The organism is Bacillus sp. YBWC18, assembly GCF_002998775.1.
GTDB lineage: Bacteria > Bacillota > Bacilli > Bacillales > Bacillaceae > Bacillus.
Genome location: NZ_PVRI01000002.1, coordinates 214,830 through 238,147, shown reverse-complemented (window position 1 = coordinate 238,147; position 23,318 = coordinate 214,830). Strand labels below are relative to the sequence as shown.

The following is a 23,318-nucleotide window of genomic DNA, read 5'->3' as shown; positions in this document are numbered from 1 at the left end:
TTTCCTTTCTTAGAAGGAGAGGCTTTTTTTATCTAAATCAAGAGCAGAATCTTGACATCATCGATTGGATGTAACTATAATTGTTACATCGTTAAAGAAAAAGCGTAAGCTCGGAAGGAAGATGAAGATGAAAGTACAAATCTGGTCAGATATCGCCTGTCCTTTTTGTTATATAGGAAAAAAACAACTAGAAACAGCGCTTGAACAATTCCCTCAAAAGGAACAGGTAGAAATCGAGTTTAAAAGCTTTGAGCTTGATCCACATGCACCTGCTCAGGTCGATTATGATGTCCATGATATGCTCGTCAAAAAATATGGGATGAGCCGCAGCCAGGCCATGGCGATGAATGAGCAGGTGAAGCAGGCCGGCAAAGAGAAGGGAATTGATTTTCAATTTGATCCACTCGTGTTGACAAACACCTTTGATGCCCATCGATTGGCGCAATATGCTGGTCAAATGGGCAAAGGCGATTTCGTCATGGGAGAGCTGTTTCAAGCATATTTTACAGATGGAAAGCATGTTGGTGATCGTCAAACCCTTTTAGATATTGCAGAAAAAGCAGGTCTTGATCTGAAGGAAGTACAGCAAGTTTTAAGCGGCGAAGATTTTGCAGATCATGTACGAAAAGACGAAAAAGAGGCGAGACAGCTTGGTATTTCTGCTGTTCCTTTTTTCTTATTGAATGGCAAATATTCAGTGGCAGGTGCACAGCCAGCCGATACCTTCCTTCGTGCACTTGAAACGGCTTGGACAGAAGAAGCAGCTCAAGCTGAGAAAGCGACTGCCAATTCATTTGAAGCAGCATGTGCAGACGGCGTATGCGCAGTTCCTACCCCTAAAGAAGAGATCTAATCATATAAAAAATGAGCCTCCTCCAAAAAGGGCTCATTTTTTTCTTGCATTCATATGTTTGATCGTTTCACCTGGAACCAATACAGGTTCGTAAAAGGTTTGATGAGGGAGATTCTTTTTTCCTTGAACTTTTTTAATCATCCAGTCTGCCGCATCCCGGCCCATTTGCTCCTGAGGGTGGGTCAATGTTGTCAGCTTCACATGGGCATTTTTCTGGGCAATATACGAATTATCCTGTCCAATAATGGAGAGATCCTCTGGAATGGACAGCCCGATGTCACTGCATACATTGGCAACTTCTAATCCAACCTCGTCGTTATAGCAAACAAGGGCAGTCAGCTCATGCTGATGCTCTAATAAGAAAGTTTTGATATCATCTCCCAAATGCTGCTTCGATTCTGTATCGAAAAAGAGGACGTGCTCAGGCAGAAAGTTAAGCTTGGCTTCACCGAGCGCTTGAATATATCCCTTCATTCGGTACTTTCCCTGTAAGTCATCTGTTTTTGAGATCAGGCCGATTTGCTGATGTCCAGAGGTGATCAGCTCTTTTGTGGCTAAATAGCTGGACTTCACATCATCTAAACAGAGAAATGGAACCTCTAACTGCTCATAATAGGCATTGATCATAATGAGCGGTACATCCTGTTCTTTAAAAGATAGGTAGTACGAGATGTTCGGATTATATAAATTGCTTTTCGTCGGCTCGACAATGAGTCCGTCCACACCAAAGGACAGCATCATTTCTAGCGCTTTTTTCTCCTGTTCCACATCATTATTCGTACTTGCCAGTAACAAAGAATAGTTCTCTTCGTTTAATCGGCTTTCAATGCCTCGAATGATGGAAGGGAAAATGTAATCGGATATGTATGTCGTCATGACGCCAATCGTTTTCATATGCGTATGTCCAGCAGGCTTTGTTTGATATTGATTGGTCACAAATGTGCCTGAACCTTTTTCACTTCGTAAAAACCCTTCGCTCGACAATTCTAAGATGGCCTTTCGAACCGTATGCCTGCTCACTTGATACATCTCCTGCAGGCTTGATTCGGTTGGAATACGTTCCCCGATCCGGTAATCCCCTGTGAGTATTTTGCTTTTTATATCATCGATAATGATCTGGTACTTCTTTTTCATCGTTTCACTTCTTTCTCAGTTGATCATCTACTCGGATTGAGAAGAAATTGTATGGACATATTTTAACATGGTTGTCGAATCAAAAACAGGCGCTTTCCCGTTCTGTCGTGTTAGCTTTAGAAAAGTGAAGGTTTTTGTCACATTGTGTATGTACAACTATATTTAATATTGACATATGTACGTACAAATATTATATTGTGAATGTGCACAGAGAATCAATGAATCTAGAAAATTAAAATTGAAACCGCTATCAATTATGGGGGTGAACGCAGAATGGATCATGAAGAGACGACCAAAGCCTTAAAAGAAGGACGGACATCTTTAGGGATTGAATTTGGTTCAACACGAATTAAAGCTATTTTAATAGATGAAGCGTTTCAGCCAATTGCTCAAGGTACATTTGAATGGGAAAGTTCTCTCCAGGAAGGAATTTGGACGTACAACTTAATTGATATCATTACAGGTCTTCAAGTAGCGTACCGGGAGATGAAAGAGCAAGTCGAGCAAAGGTATGGCGTGACCATTCAAACCATTGGCTCAATTGGAGTATCAGCTATGATGCATGGCTATGTGGCATGTGATCATACAGGAGAGGTCCTCGTTCCATTCCGAACATGGCGGAATGCAACAACCATTGAGGCGAGTCAAAAACTGACGAATGTCTTCCAATTTCATATTCCAGAAAGATGGAGCATTGCCCATCTGTATCAAGCGATATTAGAGGAGGAAAAACATCTTTCCCGTTTAGAATATATGACCACCCTATCAGGGTACATTCACTGGCTGTTAACCGGAAAGCAGGCCATTGGCATTGGTGATGCGTCAGGCATGTTTCCAATTGATGAACAAACGAAGGATTACAATGAAGTAATGCTCCATCAATTTGAAGACTTGATCGTAGAAAAAGGCTACCCGTGGAAGCTGCGTCACCTTCTGCCGCGTGTTTATTTAGCAGGCGAGGAGGCTGGCGTGTTAACGGCAGCAGGAGCAGCCATTTTAGATCAAGGCAAACACTTGAAGCCAGGCATTCCATTTTGCCCCCCGGAAGGTGACGCCGGAACGGGAATGGTGGCAACAAACAGTGTAGAAAAACGGACAGGGAACATTTCAGTTGGGACATCTGTTTTTGCCATGATTGTGCTAGAGCAGGAGCTAAAGGGTGTGTATCCAGAAGTGGATATGGTCACAACGCCAGACGGACTGCCAGTCGCAATGGTTCATGCGAACAACTGTACAAGTGACTTAAATGCTTGGATGAATATATTCAGAGAGGCATTTGAAGCATTGGGTATGCAAGTGGCGTCAGAAAAGGTATACGAAGCCTTATTGAAGCAGGCGTTAGAAGCAGATCGAGATGGCGGCGGACTCTTAAGCTATGGCTATTATTCTGGAGAAAATATTACAAGATTGCCAGAAGGAAGACCTCTTTTTGTCAGATCAGCTGAAAGCCGCTTTAATCTGGCTAATTTCATGCGTACCCATCTTTTTTCTGCTTTTGGTGCAATGAAAATAGGGATGGATCGTTTAAAAGAACATGAACAGGTTGTGATTGATCGGTTACTAGGGCATGGGGGATTATTTAAAACCCCGCTCGTTGGTCAAAAAATGGTGGCCGCAGCGCTTGATACACCTGTATCAGTCGTTTCCACTGCGGGAGAAGGCGGTGCGTTTGGGATGGCTGTCCTTGCTTCCTATATGGTCCATCATCAAAAGCAAACATTGGCTGAATTTCTCACGCATCAAGTGTTTGCCCATACATCAGAAGAACTCATAGAACCCGATCCGCTTGATGTCAAAGGCTTTGACGAATTTTTAAAGCGCTATCAAGAGGGCCTTGCGATTGAAGAAGCGGCAGTAGCACATCTGATGCCAAAGAAAGGAGTGACAACTGTATGCTAGAGCGCTTAAAAGAAGAAGTATTTGAATCGAATTTAGATTTGCCGAAATACGGACTTGTGAAATTTACATGGGGCAATGTCAGTGCGTGTGATCGTGACAGCGGTCTATTTGTTATTAAGCCGAGCGGTATAGCGTATGACCAATTATCAGCAAAAGACATGGTTGTGGTCGACTTTGACGGTGAAGTAGTGGAAGGGGAATTCAGTCCTTCATCAGATACAGCGACACATGCTGTTCTTTACAAACACTTTGAGGAAATTGGCGGTATATCACATAGCCATTCCATGTGGGCAACCGTTTGGGCGCAGGCGGGTCTTGATTTACAGGCAATGGGCACAACGCATGCCGATACATTTTACGGCGCTGTTCCGTGTGCTCGATTTCTGACAGAAGAAGAAGTCAACCGCGGTTATGAGGTAGAAACGGGCCGGCTGATCATCGAAACGTTTGAGGAAAGAAACCTAGATGTGATGGCGGTGCCGGGTGTATTACTTCAAGGTCACGGCCCATTCACGTGGGGAAAAGATGCAAAAAGTGCGGTCACAAACAGTGTGATTTTAGATGAAGTTGCCAAAATGAATCTGTTCGCAAAGCAATTAAACGAATACGCGGAGCCTCTCCCGCAGCGAATTTTAGATAAACATTACTTAAGAAAACACGGAGAACATGCGTATTACGGACAAAAACCTTCAAGATAAAGAAAAGAGGGATTTCTATGTTAACAAGTCAACATAAAGAATGCTGGTTTATTGTTGGATCGCAGCATTTATATGGAGATGAAGCACTGCAGAAAGTAAAAGCAGATGCTCAAAAGATGACGGATGCCTTAAATAAGAGTGGTTTACTTCCTTACCCAGTGATCTTGCAGGAGCTGGCTGTCAGCGCGGATCAAATCACAAAGCTCATGAAAGAAGTCAATTATCGCGATGAGGTTGTCGGCGTGATGACATGGATGCATACATTTTCACCGGCAAAAATGTGGATACGCGGAACCGATCTCTTGCAGAAGCCTCTTTTGCATCTTGTCACACAGTATTATGAGAAGATTCCGTGGGACACGATCGACATGGACTATATGAATCTTCATCAATCTGCCCATGGAGATAGAGAATATGGCTATATCAATGCACGCTTAAATAAACAAAATCAAATTGTCGCCGGTCATTGGTCTAAGCCAGACGTACAGCAGCAAATTGCTGATTGGATGGACGTGGCGGCTGCTTATCATGAAAGCTTTCAGATTAAAGTAGCTAGGTTTGGTGACAACATGCGCCATGTGGCTGTAACAGAAGGCGATAAAATCGAAGCCCAGATTCAACTAGGGTGGACCGTTGATTACTTTGGTATAGGCGATCTCGTCGAATATGTTAATGCAGTAGAAGAAGCAGAGGTAGATGCATTATTTGCGGAGTATTTAACGCAATATGATGTGGATTATGGAACGTATTCAGTTGAAGAGTGGGAAAAAAGTGTTAAGGTGCAAGCGCGTTATGAAATCGCCATCAAACGCTTCTTAGATGAAGGCGGCTACAATGCCTTTACGACAAACTTTGAAGATTTACATGGAATGAAACAGCTGCCAGGACTTGCGGTACAGCGGCTGATGGCAAAGGGATATGGCTTTGCTGGGGAAGGCGATTGGAAAACTGCTGCACTGGACCGATTATTAAAGGTGATGAGTCATCATCAATCCACTGGTTTTATGGAGGACTACACGTATGAAATGACCTCTGGACAGGAAGCGGTGCTGCAATCTCATATGTTAGAAGTAGATCCAGCGCTCGCCCATACGAAACCAGTGATTGTCGTATCTCCACTTGGTATCGGAAACAGGGAAGATCCAGCGCGTCTTGTGTTTGATGGAAAAGCAGGCGAAGGTGTTGTTGTTTCCATTGCTGACTTTGGAACCCATTTCAAATGGCTCATACAAGAAGTCGAAGCCTTTGAGCCGGAGGAAGCAGCACCTCATTTACCGGTTGCACGTGTGCTCTGGAAAATCAAGCCGAATTTTCAGGACGGAGTCAAAGCATGGATTAAGCAAGGCGGGGGTCATCATACAGTCGTATCCCTCAATTTAACGGTTGATCAAATTGTTCATTTTACAAAGCTTGTTCATGCAGAATATGTGGTTTTATAGAAGGGTGAAACGTCTTCTACTGTTTACAGTAGAAGCACCGGGAGAAATGAAAGCGGTTAATTAAGTGAGGGGGTCATCCACTTGGAGAAAAAAGTGTCAAGTAAATTTATCTTCTTTTTCGGGTCCTTTGCAGGCATCTTATTCGGATATGATATTGGAATTATTGCAGGGGCAGAAGGACATATTCAGGAAGAATTTCAGCTCAGCCCATTATGGCTTGGAATTGTCGTCTCTTCATTAATGGGCGGAGCAATCATTGGTTCGATTTTAAGCGGCCTCATGGGGGATAAGTTCGGCCGCAGAAAGCTCATTTTGGTCTCATCGATCATCTTTTTTGTCGGAGCTATAGGGTCAGCCATCGCACCAGAAGAGATTTCATTAACCATTGCTCGTATCTTTTTAGGGACAGCAGTAGGAACAGCCTCATCTTTGGTGCCGGCTTACATGTCTGAAATCGCTCCTGCTAAAATCCGCGGGAAATTGTCTGGGCTCAATCAGCTTATGATTGTGAGCGGACTATTGCTGAGCTATATTGTCGCGTTTGTGTTTGAACCTATTCCAGACAGCTGGCGCTGGATGCTGGGAAGTGCCGCTTTATTTGCTATCGTGCTTTATATTGGTATGCTGAGGCTGCCTGAATCTCCGAGATATTTAATTAAACACGGAATGGCTCATAAAGCACGGGAGGTATTAGGATCACTGCGTTCTTCCCGTGAAGAAATCGAAGCAGAAATGCAGGAAATTTTAGAAGTCGCGAAAGAAGAACGCTCTGGTATTCGTGAATTGTTCCAAAAGAAATTCAGAATGGCTCTTTTCATCGGGGTTGGGATGGCGACCCTTCAGCAAATTCAAGGCGCGAACTCCATTGTGTATTATGCAACGAGTATTGCTCGGAATGTAGGCCTTGCGCCGCAGGTCGCAGCAGGCTTTACAGTCATTGTCGGTGTCATTTTTGTCGTGACAACCGTTATCTTTTTACAATTTGTCGACCGGTTCGACCGCCGAACGATTCTCACCGTAGGAGGCACAGGTATGGCACTTTCCTTCTTTGCACCAGCGGCATTAGGTGCACTTGGCGTTAGTGAAGGGATTTTAAACTGGGTGACATTGATTTCCCTTTGCTGCTTTATCTTGTGCTATGCCTTCTCATGGGCACCGATCACGTGGATCATCATCGGCGAAATCTTCCCACTCTCTGTCAGGGGCATTGGAGCAGGCATTTCATCTGCCTTTAACTGGACGGGATCGTTAGCTGTTGGACTCGTTTTCCCTATCTTAGCTGATAAGTTCAGCTTTGGGGTCATTTTCTCCTCATTTGGGGTTATCTGCTTAATCGGACTATTGTTCACCCGCTTTGTTTTAGTCGAAACAAAAGGAAGAAGCTTAGAGCAAATCGAAACCGATATGGCAGCACGTGTATAAAGAAAACCCTCTATCCCATGTGGATAGAGGGTTTTTTTACTCAAGCGTCTGTTTTAGCTCAGCGGGCAATAAATCAATCAATTGATCATAAGAAGATAAATCCAGCACTTCAAGCAGCGCATAATATTTCGCATAAACCTCACTCAACTGATCAGGATGACTCGTTTCATATTGATTCAAATGCAATTGAGTCAGTTCAAGTGCAATGTCTAGCTTGTTTCGTTCGATTGGTTGTGTCGTATTGATCATATCGTTCACCTCGTATTTGATAAGTGGGAAGGTTATGGGCCACAATTTCTTCTACCACAATATATCATATTGTATAATATGTTAAAATTGCCCTTTTGTAAAGAAAGAGAAAACGAGATGAATAGTGGATTTTTTTAAAAATAGACAAGCATCTAGTCACGAAATGCGCTTCTTACATACGATAGAGTGTAAGTGAAAGACAACTTGAAGGGGTGTTGAGATGAGCCGAAATCGATTAGATGACTTTTTCTTTGGTCCTCGCAGAGGAAACCAAGGAGGAGATGAAACGGTTGTTTTCCCCACACGTCAAATTGTCAACACGACAACGAATGAACAAACCATCAGAAAAATTCAACCAACGCATATCACAAACGTCAATAAAAACATCAAAAGAATTGAAAACTACTACCCTGTCACTCAATCTACTCATAACGAGTACATTGTGGAAGAATACGATTGCGGCAGGGATATCAAAAACCCTTGCTGCCGTCCAGTGAAACGCTGTAAGTGGTAATGTGATCGAGAAAAAGAAGAGAGGCATCCTTTTATGGGATGCCTTTTGTATGTCTAACGTTCCACTTCGTTTAATTGTCCTTGATCCAGCTGGAAGAAACGATTTCCTAATTCTGAATAAAGGTAGCGCTGATGGCTGGTAAATAAAACACATCGATGTGAGAATTCTTTTTTTAATAAAGAAATCGATTGTATCTGTGAGGCCTCATCAAGAGAGGTAAAAGGCTCATCAAGAATGATCAGCTCTGGAGATCTTGCCACCATACAATTAAAGAAAAGTTTATATCTCATGCCCAATGAATACTGTTTGACTGGCATCTTTAGGGCATGCGTTAAATCAAATGCATCACAAAGCGATAGAAAGGTCTCTTTGTATAACTCTTTTTCTGACTTGTTCATTTTCCATAAAGACTGGACAAGCTCCATGTGCTCGAGACCAGTGAGTGCATCATAGACTAAAGGCTTATCTGGGATGTACGCCACCAGACTTTTATATTGAGTGGTCCCGGGGTGAAGCTGTTTGTTGAGTAAAATCGTTTCTGATACAGAAGGAAGCAGACCAGCGATGATCTTTAAAAGAGTCGATTTACCACTGCCGTTCTTTCCAATGATACAAGCTCGATCACTTCCTTTCAGATCAAACGAAACTTGATCGAGAAGGAGAGAGCTTTCTTCTGTTGTTTCATAGCGAAAAGATAGCTGAGACACTTGAAGACTAGCCATTGATGAATCCTCCAATAACAAACACAGTGGTCACCAGCATATACAAGATCACTGTCGCAAGGGCAGCCTTTTTCGACCCTTCTGCATAGTAAATGATGCCATCATAAAGGATGCGCAAAAGATATAAGTTGATGAAGAAGGAAATTGCTTGTATCAAGATAAAATAGTGATCTAATTGTAACACCATCACACAATAGATCGCTGCACTATTCACTAATAAAAGAAATGCATTATAAACCAAAATGACAAGATACATTTTGCGTAAAATAAAAGCTTTATGAAAAAAATACATATAAATAGAAGTGAGAACGGTACTGAGAAAATTTAAAATGAAATACAGCGGGATCGTCAGCAAAAAAATAAAAACAATGCTGGCTACTTGTTTTCCAGCAGATAACGGTTCATCTACTAACAAATCAATAATAAAAAATGTTAAAAAGACAGTCGAAACAAATAATGATAGTAAGACAAGGCCTACAATGGTTTTAATCGATTGATTCTGATTGAAAAATTCCTTAGGTCGTAGAAGTAGCTCCATGGAACCACATTCCCCTTTCTTCTATGGTAGATGTACATGGCTAACGTATTCCTCTAAAAGAGATGCTGCGAATAAGAGAACAATTGCTGCAAAAATCAATTGAAACACAGTCACAGTCAGCTTTTTTAAATCAATTGTTTCTCCTTTTATAAATCGATAAAGATAAATAAAAGGAAAAGAGCTGACAATTGAAAACAGGATGAAACCAAGAATCTCTACGAAAGCATGAGGCAGTAATCCTGTGAATATCTGCTGCACTTCTTGATTGACAATCAAATACTGAACTAGTTTGCCAATAATGTATCCGTTGTAAAAAAGAATGCCAGCAGCCATGATGCCGCCTGTAAAAGCTCCGATCCCTAATATCGCCATCCCAACTTGCAAATTATTTAAGAAAATAGATAGAAAAAACATCTCTTCATCCTTTTTTAAATAAGGAATCTGATCATAAGGAAGAAGGCTACCAATCAGCACTGCTGCAATAAAGATAGCAGCATAAATGTAGCCGAGTCGTAAAATCAGTCTATTCTCCGATAGAAAATATCTTATTTTTTTCAACATACTCAATCCCTTTATAGATGGTCTTGCGGCATAACACCCAGCAGATCAATGAAACGATCACAAAATATAAAGCAAACAGAAAGTTTATGAGACCTGAGGATTGCTGCAAAATAGGTAGAAAAGAGGTCAAGATCATGTAGTACATAAAAGGTAATACAAGAAAGTTTCTTGCAAAAGCCTGCCCTTTATCGATAACTTCTATTTCCTCATTGGTTGTCCCTATTTCATGCTCATGAATAAAATTGAATTTCGTTGTAAATGGAAACAAGTAAAGCTGAATCAAAGGGAAAATGAAAAAACCAATCCCTAATGCCACAAATTGAATGAGCATCTGAATATCAAAAAGCTGATATACACCCATGATTGATAGATTAATGAATAGCAGAAAGAGAGCTGGTATGGAAAATAAACAATAAAATAACTGGATTTTTGATAAGAAAAACTGAATAAGAGATGTTTGAGAAAGCTCAAAAAGCCAAATATTCTTTTTTTCAGCACTTAAAGAAAAAATAGAAGGGGTCAGCATTCTCATCTCATACGTTTGATTTGCTAAAATCATCACATTTAATGTAAAAAGCAGCTGAATCTGCAAAGCCGGATGATCAATAATGGAGATCAAACTAGTCATAACCCCGATATAAAAGAAGGCTTCATATGACATAAACATATAATTAAAAAACTCTTTAGACAGCAGCCATCTTTTTTCTTTTAACACCTTGAGGTCTTTTTGGATCAACATATTCTTTTGAAACAGCGAGCCTTGAATTTTATTAAGTACTTGAAAGTACCAATAAAATAAATCTCGAAAATGTGTTGAGTTTTGATCATGATCTTTCCCAGTTGGAATCCAGCGTACAGGACTCTTCATGACGAGTATAGCTGCTAATATCACCACGAAAAATGTGACAGGTGAAGTGAAAAGCGCTTGAAATTGTAGAAATACAGAATCCTTTGAGAATAAAGCATGATGGATATGCTGAAGATCATTTTGATATAAAGCCACCAAATTGTTGGAAAGTGTAATCCAAAACGAATCCTCTGCAAGCGATGAAATCGACTGAAAAAGTTGTTGGAAGGTGTGATAAAAAGGGAAAATAATGTTCAATATCAGGACTCTTCCAAATAAGAAAAAAAGTAAAGAGATGCTTGCGAAAAAAAGAACACGAATGATCCCGATTTTTTTCACGACAATATTATAGATGTAAGCACCAAATATCTTATTGCTGACGATAAAAAGGAAGAAACCTGTCAACATGACATTGAGATGCTTTAACCAGAATATCCAGTCATGTGTTTGTGCAATGGAATATTGAAACAGAAAATAGATTAAATAAGTACTCAAACTGGTCAACATCAACCAGATCAGTTCTGAAAACAAAAGCGTTTGGAAAAGGTGTCTTGAGGAAACAGGTGCAAGCTGTATCAATTCTTCAAAAGGAAGAATATGAGTTCTTCTATAAGATTCAATCCCTTTGACGATAGAGAAAAGAAACAAAAATATCACAAAAGCACTTTCCCATTCTATTTGATAGATCGGAGAGTAAAGAAATGAAGAAATAACGAATACAATCACACATCCGAATAAAGTATCAAGGATACAAGAAAATAATATGTACTGTTTAGAAGAAAACGATGTGAAAAATGGAACCTTACGTATTATAAACTGAGCTAGATTTGAATATTGTTGTTGAATTCTAATTGATAGAAGTAGTGATAATAATGGATATAACATCTTCTCACCTGCATCAAAATTTAAATAGAAGGAGAACAAAGTCTCCTTCTATTGAGTCATAAAAATGAATTACCAAGCAATAACGGCTTTACGGCCTTTTTTCTTAATTTGGGCTTTAAGGTACTGACGAATGGTCTCTTTACCAGCCGCTGCAATAAGAGAAAGACCACCTGATCCTACAGCAGTTAAAATGGAGACGATTGTTGTAACAGCTCCGCCCGCTTCAACAACGTTCAAAACAACAGCTGCAACACTGCCTGGAATACCAAATTCTTTTGCTAGATCAGCAACTGGCAGCATCTGTAGCGAGAAGGAAAAAAGAGCTAGCATAAGGAAACCTACTGCTAAAGCACCAAAAAGAACATGTAGTTTGATTTCGTTTCTTGTTTCTGTCATATCAAATTCCTCCCTTTTTTGTATTTTTATTACTATTCTATCTTATGATATCTTTTCATTCATAGCAATCCTTTTTTTTCTTTTTTTTCATGAATTAGTTATAGATTAATATAAAAAAGGTGAAAAGATAAGTGAGAAAAGAATCGTTTTTGCTAGGATAAAACGAGTAAACATGATCGGAAATACCTTGTTTTCACAGATGGATAAGCATATCATGTCTAATTGCATGTAGGAAAAGAGATTGGTGCTAAGGGATCAATATCCTTTGATCAAAACCTCCTTTCAAGATAAAATTGGAAGGATCAATCATTCTGTTGGAGGTGGTTGTCTGAATATTCAATTGTTAACGCAGGTGATGCTGAAGAATATACAGCATTAAGACTAGAAGCACTGCGATTACATCCAGAGGGCTTTGCCATGAGCTATGAAGAAGAACAAATAGATACAAAAGACAAATATGCGGCTCGTTTTGCTTCGGCACAATCTATGTGGACCTTTGGCACCTTTTATCAAGGGCAGCTTGTGGGGACGGTCACACTCACCCAAGAAACCTTACAGAAATTAAAGCACCGAGCGAATGTAGCAGCGATGTATGTAACGGCTGGTGCCCGCGGAAAGGGAGTAGGCAAGGCTTGATGACGGAAGCTCTTTCCTTCGCACGAGAACGACAGGACATCGAGCAAATGTATTGATCAGTGCACTAAAATGGACGGATACATATGCAGATGAAGAAAAAATGGGTTTATTTTTATCATCGTTTGGAGGAGATACAAGTGGAACAACAGACCATGCGCATCACATTAGCAACAGGACCAAATAGTGAGCTAGAATCTTTTGCCCTGCGTGCAGCATTTGAGAACTTTGGTGCAAAAGTCGATATGCATTGGATAGGCAGACCCAATGATCTGATTGATGTGTTATCTGGGAGAAATAGAAGGGAGACGGACTACTTTCTTTTATCTTTTCATGGGGAAGAAGGAGCGTTTCTCATGCCGGAGTTAGGGGAAGATGTATACGAAGATGGGGAGCCTAGAGGTGTAACTTTTGGAGCAGATGAAATCAAGCGGTATGCTTCGTTAAAAGGGGTTCACGTCATATCAACCGGCTGCACACTAGGTGAGAAAAAACTTGCAGAAGCCTTTTTAGAAGCAGGTGCTTTGTCCTATACAGCGCCTGATGATTACATTGATGGAGATGCGGCATTTATCTTTGTCCTGACAATGCTGTATGAGCTCATGAACAATACGAAGACGGTTAGAGCGGCTTTTGATCGAGCGAGTTCTATTGATGAAGAAACGAAATTATTTCAACTATATATGCAAAAATAATCAAAGGGCTGAGAGATCAAGCCCTTTTTTTCAACCTCTCTTAATTGTGACGAAAATGTGACAAAAGTGTTTTTTGAAAACTAAATCGGGTTCGCGCAAAGTCTATCCTACAAACACACGTCATCAAGACATGACGCCATCACGAGAGGGGAATCATTGTGTCAATGAAATGGAAAATTAGTCTCGTCCTATGCGGACTTGCAATCATCATCGGAATCGCTGCGTTTTATCATAATCAGCAGGCAAGCGGGACAGAGAAGAAGAAGGTAGAACCAGATTCGAGCTATAAAGAAGTTGAAATTGTCACTCTCGTGAATGACGGGAGATACTTGAGATATGCTGTGAACTATCCAGTGTTTCATCAAAAAAAGCTAGATCAAGAGATGAAAAGATTTGCAGAAACAGCGCTCGACAAATTCAAAACATCATTTAGTGAAGCAAGCGATGTCGATGAAGATCATCGATACGAATTAAACATAGATTACGAGATTACTCATTATGCCAAACAAACTGCTGCGATCAAATTCAATACATATGAATTGAAAGGCGGAGTAAAAGGCGCACATGAAACGAAGATATTCAATTTTGATTTCAAGAAACAGCATTTTTTATCTATAAATGATCTATTTTTATCAAAGAAAGAAAGTCTGCAAAAACTGTCTCAAATGACATTTGAGGAATTAAAAAAAGATCGCACTCTTGCTGAAAATGAGCATTTGCTCAAACAAGGAACGTCTCCTGCGGCAGAGCATTATCAGTATTTTGCCATCAAGGATCGTTTTATAGAATTCTACTTTCCAGCAGGGCAAATCGCATCAGACAAACAAGGACCTCAAGTGCTGGCGATTAAAAAAACACTACTTAAAGGAATGTTAAAGCCTGAATATATTCATAAAGAAAAGAACAAAAATGAGAAAAAAGAACCGATCCCAAAAAGAAAGCTCGTAAAACTGCCAAAACAGGCAACATTCAACCCAAATCAAAAAGCCATTGCCCTGACATTTGACGATGGACCAAATCCATCCACGACCTCAAAAATCTTAAAAGCCTTAAAAGAAAACAAAGGACATGCGACATTTTTTGTATTAGGCAGCAGGGTTCAATATTACCCCGATATGCTGGGTGAGATCAGAAAGGGTGGGAATGAAATCGGAAATCATTCCTATAGCCATCCTTTACTCACAAGACTGCCGTTAAAACAAGCTATCAAACAAGTAGAAGATACGCAGCAAATTATTGAAAAAGCAGGCGGATTCACACCGACTCACTTTAGACCGCCATATGGTGGAACAAATGGGCAGATCAACGAAGCTGTCAACATGAAAGTCACGCTTTGGGACGTAGATCCTGAAGACTGGAAATATCGCAACAGCCAATACGTCGCCAACTACATTCTCACACATGCGTCTAGCGGAGAAACTGTCTTAATGCACGACATCTATGACACCTCGGCAAACGCAGCTGTCACGATTATCAAGGAATTGACCAAACAAGGATATCAATTATTAACAGTTTCAGAGCTTGAGCAGTGGAAGGAAGCGCGCGCGAAGAAAGGTGAATTGAATACGTAATGATCATGCGAATCTTAGTGGATTCGCATCTTTTTTTAAAAGCCAATCATGAAAATAAAGGGAAAATATGTTAAAGTGAATGTAGAAAGGGAGGGCTTCGGATGGTATTGATGAGGTTGATCAGCCTATATATGCTGACAGCGTTTTGTTTGGGTTTTATCGTCAACTATGTACCTGGTTTGATGCTGCCCATCTATATTCTTGCGATGATCGGGCTCATTTTATGTCTCGTTCATATTGCGCTGCATTATATTCGTCGAATCAGATATATGTTGCTTCATGAGAAACGATAAGAATAATTGCTTACTCTAAAAACCTCTCTCTAAAAGGGTGAGGTTTTTATTTTTTCGGTTTTTGATGTTCTAACAGTTGTATGATTTTCTCGTTTGACTCTTTCATTTGTCTTAATAAAGAAACGATATTCCCTGTAAATCCAATGAGGACAATAAGTAAAATGATGATGATCCACATGCTGTGGCCTCCAATCTGCCCACGAATGCTGTTTTGCCCCTTATCCATTATCTTATATCAAGGATACATTATAATGAATGTATTGAAATGAACAGTTCGTGCTATTTATTCGACAATTGATGTAAACAGAGAATGATTGGGGAGATTTCTTTGAAACGAGTAGACGTAGTATCAGCTATTATTTATGATGAGGAAGAAAATATGTTAATGGTCAAAAATGTAAAGGGATATTGGGAACTTCCAGGCGGTACTGTGGAAAAAGGTGAACACCTGCAGCAGGCCGTGGTCCGTGAGGTGAAAGAAGAGACAGGGTATGTTTGCAAAGTAAATGAACTTCATTCGGTTCGAGAAGTATTCTTTCACGATAAAATGCATCATGCACTCATCGTGACCTTCTTTGCGGAAATCATCGGCGGGCAGATGAACATTCTAGATCCGGATCATGATATTGAAGAAGTAAAATGGGTAAGCACTGAAGCTGCTCAAAAGCTAAACCCAAAGCTATTCAGCATGCTAAAATTAAAACAACAGACACATGCATTTTATAAATTTGAAGGAAATAGAACAATTGATTAAGTTGTTGGTGAATAGGTCCGAAGGAGAGACTTTATGTTTTTGTATTATGGCCCCACAGGAGCTCCAGTGGAAAATCCGGGAGAAGTATAATGAAAGATATTATCTTTCAAAAGCGCGAAGATTATTGGAAACAAAGGAATGGCGAATTTTCTATTGAGATTGAAGGAGGCTGTATACAACCGCTGATTGAATGGTAGGATTTCCCCCCTGCCGCAAGAAAAGCTCTAAATACACATATGACTTTGCTTCTGCCATTGTTCCTTTTGAGTGTTGGCAAAAGCAGACCGACCCATAGCGGCATTAGCGATGTCACACAATATTCCACCGTGTAACGTACCCATCGGATTATGAAGTTCTTTTAGAAGCTTTCAACTCAATAACTATTCTACCTTCTACAGCTTCATACTTTAAAACCAGGGATTTGCCTAACTGGAGAGTCAGGTATTTCATCAGTCATCATTTTCTTTAAACCGTCTAAGTGGTGGTTCAATATATTCACCATTCATTCATTAGATTTCAAATCGTTAGTAGTATTAGTCGTTTAATATACTTTCTGTATCACTCAAAATTGTCCTCTCTTCATAGAGCTTTTTATTTGTACGCTCTCAGAGCCGGATAGATTTCAAGTCTAAAATTGAAACCAAGGGTGATCAACCCTTGGTAGATGCATTTATTTCACCTCTGAATTATAAAGGTGGATCTTCAATCATAATTCTTTAACACGATTGCTGAATTATGTCCGCCAAAGCCAAAAGAATTTGATAGTCCATATTTCATTGGAAGATTTCGCGTTTTTGAGACAACATCTAAGTCGCAATCTGGATCTAAATTCTCTACATTAATAGTTGGAGGAATAATTCCTTGTCTCAAACTTTCCACTAAAGCAATTGCTTCTACTCCACCAGCAGCACCAAGCATGTGACCAGTCATTGATTTGTTTGCAGTTGTTGGAATTTTGCGGGAATGTTCACCAAACAATTTCTTAATAGCTAGAATTTCTGAACGATCACCTATTTGTGTACTTGTTGCATGAGCACTAATAACATCAATTTCACCTGTTGATATATTTGCACTTCTCAATGCTTTTTTCATTGCTAAGTAGGCACCCTTACCTTCTGGGTGTGATGCTACCATATGATGAGCATCTGAACTAGCTCCGTATCCCACTACTTCACATAATATCGGCGCATCTCTAAGAATAGCGTTTTCTAATGATTCTAATACTAAAATACCTGCGCCTTCACTCATAACAAAGCCATCTCTATCTGTATCGAACGGACGGCTGGCTCGACTTGGATCTTGGTTTTTTGTAGATAGTGCATGGGCGTTTCCAAAACTAGCCAAAGATAACTGTGTGATTGCAGCTTCTGCTCCACCGGCAAATATAATATCTGCCTCATCATTTCGGATAGCATTGAAAGCTTCACCAATAGAGGTGTTCCCGATTGAACAGGCCGTTACTGGTGATAATGACGGGCCTTGTGCCCCTAATCTAATACTTATTTGAGCCGCAGCTGCATTTGAAATCATCATTGGTACAAGGCTAGGGCTTACTCTTGCGGGACCTCGTTTATTTAATACATTCACATTATCAACAAGTGATTGTATACCTCCGATCCCTGAACCAACGTATACCCCTAAACGTTCAAGATCAACCTTATCTAACTGTAATTGTGATTTTTCTAATGCTTGTTCGGCTGCTGCTAAAGCAAACTGACTAAATCGATCTAATCGTTTGGCTTCTTTCCTCCCAAATATTCCATCTACATCGAAATCACGAACCATTCCAGCTATCTTTGTTTTATAATCAATAGTATCAAAAGAATCAATTAGAGATATTCCCGATTGACCTTTAACTAGTTGATTCCAAAAGCTATTTACATCATTTCCTAGAGGCGAAATAATTCCCATTCCAGTAATGACAACTCTTTTCATAATAATTCCCTCCCTATTTTTTATTAACTTTAACTTTTGTGTTATCCTATTACAAGTTGTTGTTTATCCTAGTATAATTAGCACTATTTAAAAAGGAGATTTTAATGAAACCTGAAACAAGACTTCAAGCTTTATCAGAATTTCTAAAGAATCAACGTTCGAAAATTACTCCTCAAATGGTTGGTTTACCTGTAGGAACCCGCAGAAGAACACCAGGACTAAGAAGAGAGGAAGTGGCTCAACTAGCCGGTGTAAGTCTTACATGGTATACATGGTTAGAACAAGGTAGAGATATAAAAGTGTCTACTTCGGTATTAGATGCTATTTCTCGAGCATTACAATTAAATAACGATGAAAGGAGATATTTGTATGCTCTAGCGTTAGAGGAAGGAGTGAAACAACCCTTTATAAATGAGAAGGAGAAGGAAATCAGTCCGGCTTTAGTGAAAATTTTGCAGGAACTTCGTTATTGTCCAACAATTATATCAGATAGAAGAAGTCAGATTGTTGGGTGGAATCAAGCAGCAGCTAATGTATTTTTGGATTTTGAACAAATCACCCCAGCAGAAAGGAATATCATACGCTTACTATTCGCAAGAAAGGAATTTAAAAGTTTAGCAGTGAATTGGGAGCATTTTGTTAGAGGATATATCGCAATATTTAGAACGTATTATGGACAGTATGTGGCTGATGACTGGTATGAGCAATTTATACAAGAAATGGAACAGGTATATCCTGAGTTTCATAAAATTTGGAATGAAAATGAGATAAGCTCTGCTCCTGAAGTATTAATTGAGTTTCGTCATGCTAAGGTAGGTAAAATGTTGTTTAATCTTACTTCGTTACAAGTGCATGGAGATACTGATTTAAGATGCAGCGTCTATACTCCAGTTGAGAATACTGAAACTGAGCTTAAGTTAAAACGTTTAATTGAAAGCTAACCATATAAAACATATGATGAATTCTAAATTCTTTGCCGATCGTTCTTGAATTTGCTATGCTTGAAACACGTTAGATCTAACTGTTTTGCTACTCAAACGAGAGTGATCATTCTTTATTATTTTAGAATGAGGGAGGGATGAATGCATCAATGATTCTTAGTCCTTTCTCAGAATTAAGAGGTAATACGTTCTAAGGTGGGATTATGTCTAGAAATAAATTTGATAAAAAAGAGCATTAAGAAAACAATGGGGTTTTTCTGGGAACAGGGTTATGAAAAAACATTCATGCAAGACTTGGTGACATATGGGTGTTCATCGCAGAAGTATAATTCTTTACTTATCGTTCTAAAAAGGGTATTATGTAATCATGGTTTGTAATTCATGTGTTTATTTTAGAATGTTCATTCTATAATGGATGATGACTTTTGTTTTTGTTAGTATTGGTTCATGGATTTTTTTAAGGAGAATTAAAATGGCTAGAAGTAAAGAGTTTGACGAAAAAGAAGTATTAAGAAAAGCAATGGAGTTATTTTGGGAACAGGGCTATGAAAAAACATCCATGCAAGATTTGGTGGATCATATGGGGATACACCGTAGGAGTATATATGACACATTTGGCGACAAGCGTTCATTGTTTTTAGCTTCCCTTCATCATTATGAAGAGCTCATCGTTAATGAGATGGAAAGCATAATCAGCAGCACTTCATCCATTAAACAGACGATACGTGATGTTTTTATTTTCGTACTGAATTCCATTAAACAATACCCAAAAGGATGTCTATCAGTAAATGCAGCCATTGAATTATCTTTGTTGGACAAAGAAATTGGGCGCATCGTTACAAAAATGTTTAATCGTACTGAAGATATGTTTAATTCCCTTATAAAACAGGGTCAAACTAATGGAGAGCTATCAAAAGAAATCGATTCTGATAACATATCTCGTTTCTTACACAACAATTTGGTAGGTATAAGAGTACTAATAAAAACTGATTACAGTAAAAAAGAATTAGAAGGCATCATTTCTCTAGCACTTTCAGTGTTGGACTAGCTTTCTTTTTTTACCCTTTTTAGAATGTTCATTCTAAAATAAGCGTGAAACAAACCATCATAATGCATAGTTATAATCCGTTTTTTAATTTCTAAGGAGGAACACAAAAATGAGAAATTTTAAAATACCAACAGAATCAGAATTTATTGAAGCAGAAGGAACTCGTTACGCATATAGGAGATTTGGTACAAAAGATGGTATACCAGTAGTATTTCTTGTTCACTTTAGAGGAACGATGGAAAACTGGGATCCAGACATGCTTGAACCTATTGCAAATAAACGCCCAGTAATCTTATTTGACAATAAAGGGGTTGGAGAGACCGATGGACTAACACCTACTACAATTACTGATATGGCAAAAGATACAGCAACATTTATAAGAGCTCTTGGATTAGAACAAGTTGACATTCTTGGTTTTTCCATTGGTGGCATGGTTGCGCAAGAGTTAGCTTTACAAGAAGGAGATTTAGTAAGAAAAATGATTATGGCAGGTACTTCACCTGAATCTGGTATTAATCCAAATCCAGAGATTCTTGAAAGAATGAATCGTCACGGCGGAACGGAAGAAGATGGAATAAATGATTTTATGTTCTTTTTCTACGAACAAACCGAAACAAGTAAATCAGCAGGAATAGCTTCACTACAAAGAATTTTTAATCAGAAAAAAGTAAATAGTTCGGAACAAGTAAAAGAGGCACAATTACAAGCTATTGCAAAATGGGCTAAACAAAAATCTAATCATGATTATGAATGGTTACAAAACATCAAACACCCTGTACTTGTCACTAATGGTGTTAATGATGTGATGGTACCGACTAAAAACAGTTATATCTTAACAGAGAAATTACCCAAAGCACAGTTGATTATATATCCTGATTCTGGTCACGGGCATCTGTTTCAATTTCCAGAACTATTTGCAGAACACGTAAATTTATTTCTTGATTCTAATTCTTATTAAAAAGGAGTATTCATATGAGCAGATTATTTGAAAAAGTTCGTATCGGAAACATTGACTTAAAAAACCGCATAGGCATGGCTCCGATGACTAGAAATAGAGCTTTACCAGATGGTACGCCGAGCGAATTAGTAGCAGAGTACTATGGTCAGCGTGCTTCAGTCGGTTTAATTATAAGTGAAGGAACCCAACCTTCGGATGATGGGCAAGGTTATACTAATACACCTGGTATTTATACAGAAAATCATATTAGAGGATGGGAAAAAGTCACTTCTAAAGTTCATAGTGAAGGCGGTCATATTTTTATTCAGCTTATGCATGTAGGACGTGTATCACACCCTGATAACACACCTCACCACCGCCAAGCAGTTGCACCGTCAGCTATTGCACCTGGTATAGAAATTTTCACGGCAGAAGGAATGAAAGAAATTCCAACACCAAGAGAACTGAGTGAGCTTGAGATAAAAGATGTTATCAATGAGTTTCGTTTAGCAGCACGTTCAGCAATTGAAGCTGGTGCAGACGGAGTTGAAATTCACGGAGCGAATGGTTATCTGATCCAACAATTCCTTAGTGAAAACTCCAATCATCGTCAAGATGCATACGGTCGTACGATTGAGGGGCGTTCTCGATTCGCTATTGAAGTAGCTAAAGCAGTTGTTGATGAAATAGGAGCAGAAAGAACAGGCATCCGTTTTTCTCCTCAAGGAACACTGCAAGGCATTGATGAGGGGGAGAATAGCCTTGAGATGTATCGCTATTTAATAAGTGAATTAAATAAGCTTAACCTTGCTTATCTGCATTTAATGCACTTTGGAAACGAGCAATTCCTAAAAGATGTTCGTCAACTTTGGGACCAAGCACTTCTTGTTAACCGTCCAGGTCGTCCTCTAGATCAACTTTCGTCTGATGTAGATAATAATCTTGCAGATGTTGTCACAGTAGGCACTTGGGTACTAGCTAATCCAGACTTTGTAGAACGGATTCATTCAGGTGCTCCTCTAAACGAACCTGATAAAAACACGCTCTATGCAGGAGGAAAAGAAGGCTATACAGATTATCCTTTCTTAAAATAATTTAATTAATTATGAATATCCCATCTAGGGATATTCATATCTTTTTTTCTTAGATTCTTTATAAATAGATACATGTGCGTTAATTAAAAATGTGAAGGATTGTCATGAAAGTTTTAGCGATTGAAAACTACGGTGAAAAACCAAATTTTTTTAGACTTCCCTAAGCCCAAAATAAATAATGGCGAGGTCTCAGTTGAGATATATGCGGCAAGTATAAATCCTCTTATACAAAAATTACAATTATCGATAACCTACATCCATAGTAACAACTCGCAGTAAGAAACGCTGTAAAACGTTTTAAAGGTTTAATTAAACTAAAAATGGAGGTGTGCTGTAAAATGAAAAAAACTGTTCTTATCACCGGGGTATCGGGTGGAATTGGCAAAGAGTTGGCGGATCGTTTCGCCAAGGGAGGATATAATTTGATGCTGGTGGCGCGTAGCGAGGGTAAGCTTTTGGAGCTCGCGAAGGAATATAGGAAAAGATATGGCAGTCAAGCGACGGTCATCGCAAAGGATGTGGCTTCACCCGGTGTGCCGAAAGAGATTTTTGCGGAGCTCAAGGAGAAGGGGATCGTCGTCGACTATCTTGTCAATAATGCCGGCTTCGGTTTGTACGGGACGTTCTTGGAGACGCAGTTAGAACAAGAGACGAATATGATTGACGTCAATATCAAGGCTCTGACTGTTATGACGAAACTGTTCTTACCGGATATGGTCAAACGGGGCCAAGGAGGCGTGATGAATGTGGCTTCGTTGGTGGCTTTCTTCCCAGGACCTATGATGTCGGTTTACTACGCAACGAAGGCGTACGTGCTGTCGTTCACTGAGGCTTTGGAGAACGAACTGAGCGGTACAGGGGTGACTGTGACGGCACTATGTCCGGGACTGACGTCAACCGGCTTTGTTGAACGTTCGGGTATTGGGGAATCGAAGTTGTTCCAGAGTGGTGCTATCATGGAGGCCGGGCAGGTGGCTGAGGAAGGGTACCGAGGCTTCTTACGCGGCAAGACGTTCATAATGCCAGGGGCTCGAAACCGGTTCATGGCATTCCTTCCACGACTGATGCCGCGCAAAATGGTGACCCGTATGGTCAGATCCACACAGCAAAGAACAGGGCATTGACCTAATTGAGGGTGACCAGGGGGGAGTGGCAGTTGATTATGATCTGCCATCTAGCCAAGATCTCGTATTGGAATAAATCGTTCACTAAAAAAGTTACAGAGATTTTTATAAAGACGGAAACCTTCTTATTTGATCT

At 39.7% G+C, this 23,318-nt stretch carries 25 protein-coding genes and 1 pseudogene; 17 read left to right on the top strand and 9 right to left on the bottom strand.

Features of this window, described 5'->3' with window-relative positions; translation table 11 throughout:
* The first annotated feature begins 127 nt into the window (after window positions 1-127).
* Entirely contained in the window at window positions 128-853 is a 726-nt protein-coding gene (locus C6348_RS07505) for a DsbA family oxidoreductase (protein WP_106042478.1), read from the top strand.
* Between the two features lie 33 nt (window positions 854-886).
* Here the strand turns inward: C6348_RS07505 and C6348_RS07500 are convergent, their stop codons facing one another.
* On the bottom strand, window positions 887-1,987 hold the full coding sequence (locus C6348_RS07500; RefSeq protein WP_106042477.1) for a GntR family transcriptional regulator: 1,101 nt from the start codon (window positions 1,985-1,987) through the stop codon (window positions 887-889).
* Window positions 1,988-2,260: 273 nt separating this feature from the next.
* Here C6348_RS07500 and C6348_RS07495 point away from each other — a divergent pair, with 273 nt between their 5' ends.
* The 4 genes from C6348_RS07495 to C6348_RS07480 all read left to right on the top strand — a co-directional run bounded on the left by C6348_RS07495 (window position 2,261) and on the right by C6348_RS07480 (window position 7,445).
* Complete coding sequence (locus C6348_RS07495; RefSeq protein WP_106042475.1) at window positions 2,261-3,886, top strand: xylulokinase; 1,626 nt, start codon at window positions 2,261-2,263, stop codon at window positions 3,884-3,886.
* On the top strand, window positions 3,880-4,584 hold the full coding sequence (locus C6348_RS07490) for an L-ribulose-5-phosphate 4-epimerase (protein WP_106042473.1): 705 nt from the start codon (window positions 3,880-3,882) through the stop codon (window positions 4,582-4,584). The genes C6348_RS07495 and C6348_RS07490 overlap by 7 nt, the downstream gene beginning before the upstream one ends.
* 17 nt (window positions 4,585-4,601) lie before the next feature.
* Window positions 4,602-6,023: an L-arabinose isomerase gene (gene araA / locus C6348_RS07485; protein ID WP_106042471.1), complete on the top strand. Its 1,422-nt coding sequence runs from the start codon at window positions 4,602-4,604 to the stop codon at window positions 6,021-6,023.
* 81 nt (window positions 6,024-6,104) lie between these two features.
* Window positions 6,105-7,445, top strand: a complete 1,341-nt coding sequence (locus C6348_RS07480) for a sugar porter family MFS transporter (RefSeq protein WP_034661417.1) — start codon at window positions 6,105-6,107, stop codon at window positions 7,443-7,445.
* Window positions 7,446-7,481: 36 nt separating this feature from the next.
* Here the strand turns inward: C6348_RS07480 and C6348_RS07475 are convergent, their stop codons facing one another.
* Window positions 7,482-7,694, bottom strand: a complete 213-nt coding sequence (locus C6348_RS07475; RefSeq protein ID WP_095285476.1) for a hypothetical protein — start codon at window positions 7,692-7,694, stop codon at window positions 7,482-7,484.
* Between the two features lie 220 nt (window positions 7,695-7,914).
* On the opposite strand from C6348_RS07475, the gene C6348_RS07470 reads away from it, so the two are divergent.
* Window positions 7,915-8,208 carry a CotD family spore coat protein gene (locus C6348_RS07470; protein WP_106042469.1) on the top strand — a complete coding sequence of 98 codons (294 nt, stop codon included), beginning with the start codon at window positions 7,915-7,917 and terminating at the stop codon, window positions 8,206-8,208.
* Between the two features lie 53 nt (window positions 8,209-8,261).
* On the opposite strand, the gene C6348_RS07465 is transcribed toward C6348_RS07470, so the two are convergent.
* The 5 genes from C6348_RS07465 to C6348_RS07445 form a co-directional block, all read right to left on the bottom strand.
* Window positions 8,262-8,930: an ATP-binding cassette domain-containing protein gene (locus C6348_RS07465; protein WP_106042467.1), complete on the bottom strand. Its 669-nt coding sequence runs from the start codon at window positions 8,928-8,930 to the stop codon at window positions 8,262-8,264.
* Entirely contained in the window at window positions 8,923-9,468 is a 546-nt protein-coding gene (locus C6348_RS07460; protein ID WP_034661406.1) for a hypothetical protein, read from the bottom strand. The genes C6348_RS07465 and C6348_RS07460 overlap by 8 nt, the downstream gene beginning before the upstream one ends.
* A gap of 21 nt (window positions 9,469-9,489) precedes the next feature.
* On the bottom strand, window positions 9,490-10,029 hold the full coding sequence (locus C6348_RS07455; protein WP_223251541.1) for a stage II sporulation protein M: 540 nt from the start codon (window positions 10,027-10,029) through the stop codon (window positions 9,490-9,492).
* A complete protein-coding gene (locus C6348_RS07450; protein WP_223251540.1) occupies window positions 9,992-11,533 on the bottom strand; it encodes a hypothetical protein in 1,542 nt (513 codons plus the stop codon). Before C6348_RS07450 ends, C6348_RS07455 begins: the two co-directional genes overlap by 38 nt.
* A 297-nt stretch (window positions 11,534-11,830) precedes the next feature.
* Window positions 11,831-12,157 (bottom strand): uberolysin/carnocyclin family circular bacteriocin, encoded by a 327-nt coding sequence (locus C6348_RS07445; RefSeq protein ID WP_034661404.1) that lies wholly within the window; start codon window positions 12,155-12,157, stop codon window positions 11,831-11,833.
* 324 nt (window positions 12,158-12,481) lie between these two features.
* On the opposite strand from C6348_RS07445, the gene C6348_RS19030 reads away from it, so the two are divergent.
* From C6348_RS19030 to C6348_RS07425, 4 genes are all read left to right on the top strand, one after another.
* Window positions 12,482-12,793, top strand: a complete 312-nt coding sequence (locus C6348_RS19030; RefSeq protein WP_223251539.1) for a GNAT family N-acetyltransferase — start codon at window positions 12,482-12,484, stop codon at window positions 12,791-12,793.
* 137 nt (window positions 12,794-12,930) lie between these two features.
* Complete coding sequence (locus tag C6348_RS07435) at window positions 12,931-13,485, top strand: hypothetical protein (RefSeq protein WP_034661402.1); 555 nt, start codon at window positions 12,931-12,933, stop codon at window positions 13,483-13,485.
* 158 nt (window positions 13,486-13,643) lie between these two features.
* Window positions 13,644-15,056: a polysaccharide deacetylase family protein gene (locus tag C6348_RS07430; RefSeq protein WP_106042466.1), complete on the top strand. Its 1,413-nt coding sequence runs from the start codon at window positions 13,644-13,646 to the stop codon at window positions 15,054-15,056.
* 101 nt (window positions 15,057-15,157) lie between these two features.
* A complete protein-coding gene (locus C6348_RS07425; protein WP_003217441.1) occupies window positions 15,158-15,349 on the top strand; it encodes a hypothetical protein in 192 nt (63 codons plus the stop codon).
* A gap of 46 nt (window positions 15,350-15,395) precedes the next feature.
* On the opposite strand, the gene C6348_RS19170 is transcribed toward C6348_RS07425, so the two are convergent.
* A complete protein-coding gene (locus C6348_RS19170) occupies window positions 15,396-15,527 on the bottom strand; it encodes a hypothetical protein (RefSeq protein ID WP_003217310.1) in 132 nt (43 codons plus the stop codon).
* 150 nt (window positions 15,528-15,677) lie between these two features.
* Between C6348_RS19170 and C6348_RS07420 the strand changes: the two genes are divergently transcribed.
* On the top strand, window positions 15,678-16,103 hold the full coding sequence (locus C6348_RS07420; protein WP_106036891.1) for an NUDIX hydrolase: 426 nt from the start codon (window positions 15,678-15,680) through the stop codon (window positions 16,101-16,103).
* 702 nt (window positions 16,104-16,805) lie between these two features.
* On the opposite strand, the gene fabF is transcribed toward C6348_RS07420, so the two are convergent.
* Window positions 16,806-18,038 carry a beta-ketoacyl-ACP synthase II gene (gene fabF, locus C6348_RS07415; RefSeq protein WP_003217365.1) on the bottom strand — a complete coding sequence of 411 codons (1,233 nt, stop codon included), beginning with the start codon at window positions 18,036-18,038 and terminating at the stop codon, window positions 16,806-16,808.
* Between the two features lie 104 nt (window positions 18,039-18,142).
* On the opposite strand from fabF, the gene C6348_RS07410 reads away from it, so the two are divergent.
* From C6348_RS07410 to C6348_RS07385, 6 genes and pseudogenes are all read left to right on the top strand, one after another.
* A complete protein-coding gene (locus C6348_RS07410; protein WP_106031281.1) occupies window positions 18,143-18,979 on the top strand; it encodes a helix-turn-helix transcriptional regulator in 837 nt (278 codons plus the stop codon).
* 203 nt (window positions 18,980-19,182) lie between these two features.
* Window positions 19,183-19,307 (top strand): annotated as a pseudogene (locus C6348_RS19025) (TetR/AcrR family transcriptional regulator); the annotation flags it as partial.
* A 144-nt stretch (window positions 19,308-19,451) separates the two neighbouring features.
* On the top strand, window positions 19,452-20,027 hold the full coding sequence (locus C6348_RS07400; RefSeq protein ID WP_003217451.1) for a TetR/AcrR family transcriptional regulator: 576 nt from the start codon (window positions 19,452-19,454) through the stop codon (window positions 20,025-20,027).
* Window positions 20,028-20,136: 109 nt separating this feature from the next.
* Window positions 20,137-20,985 (top strand): alpha/beta fold hydrolase, encoded by an 849-nt coding sequence (locus tag C6348_RS07395; RefSeq protein WP_106042464.1) that lies wholly within the window; start codon window positions 20,137-20,139, stop codon window positions 20,983-20,985.
* Window positions 20,986-20,999: 14 nt separating this feature from the next.
* The gene (locus tag C6348_RS07390; protein ID WP_106042462.1) at window positions 21,000-22,058 is read left to right on the top strand and encodes an alkene reductase; all 1,059 of its coding nucleotides are present in this window, start codon (window positions 21,000-21,002) and stop codon (window positions 22,056-22,058) included.
* A gap of 338 nt (window positions 22,059-22,396) precedes the next feature.
* Window positions 22,397-23,182 carry an SDR family NAD(P)-dependent oxidoreductase gene (locus C6348_RS07385; RefSeq protein ID WP_106042460.1) on the top strand — a complete coding sequence of 262 codons (786 nt, stop codon included), beginning with the start codon at window positions 22,397-22,399 and terminating at the stop codon, window positions 23,180-23,182.
* Window positions 23,183-23,318: the final 136 nt, after the last annotated feature.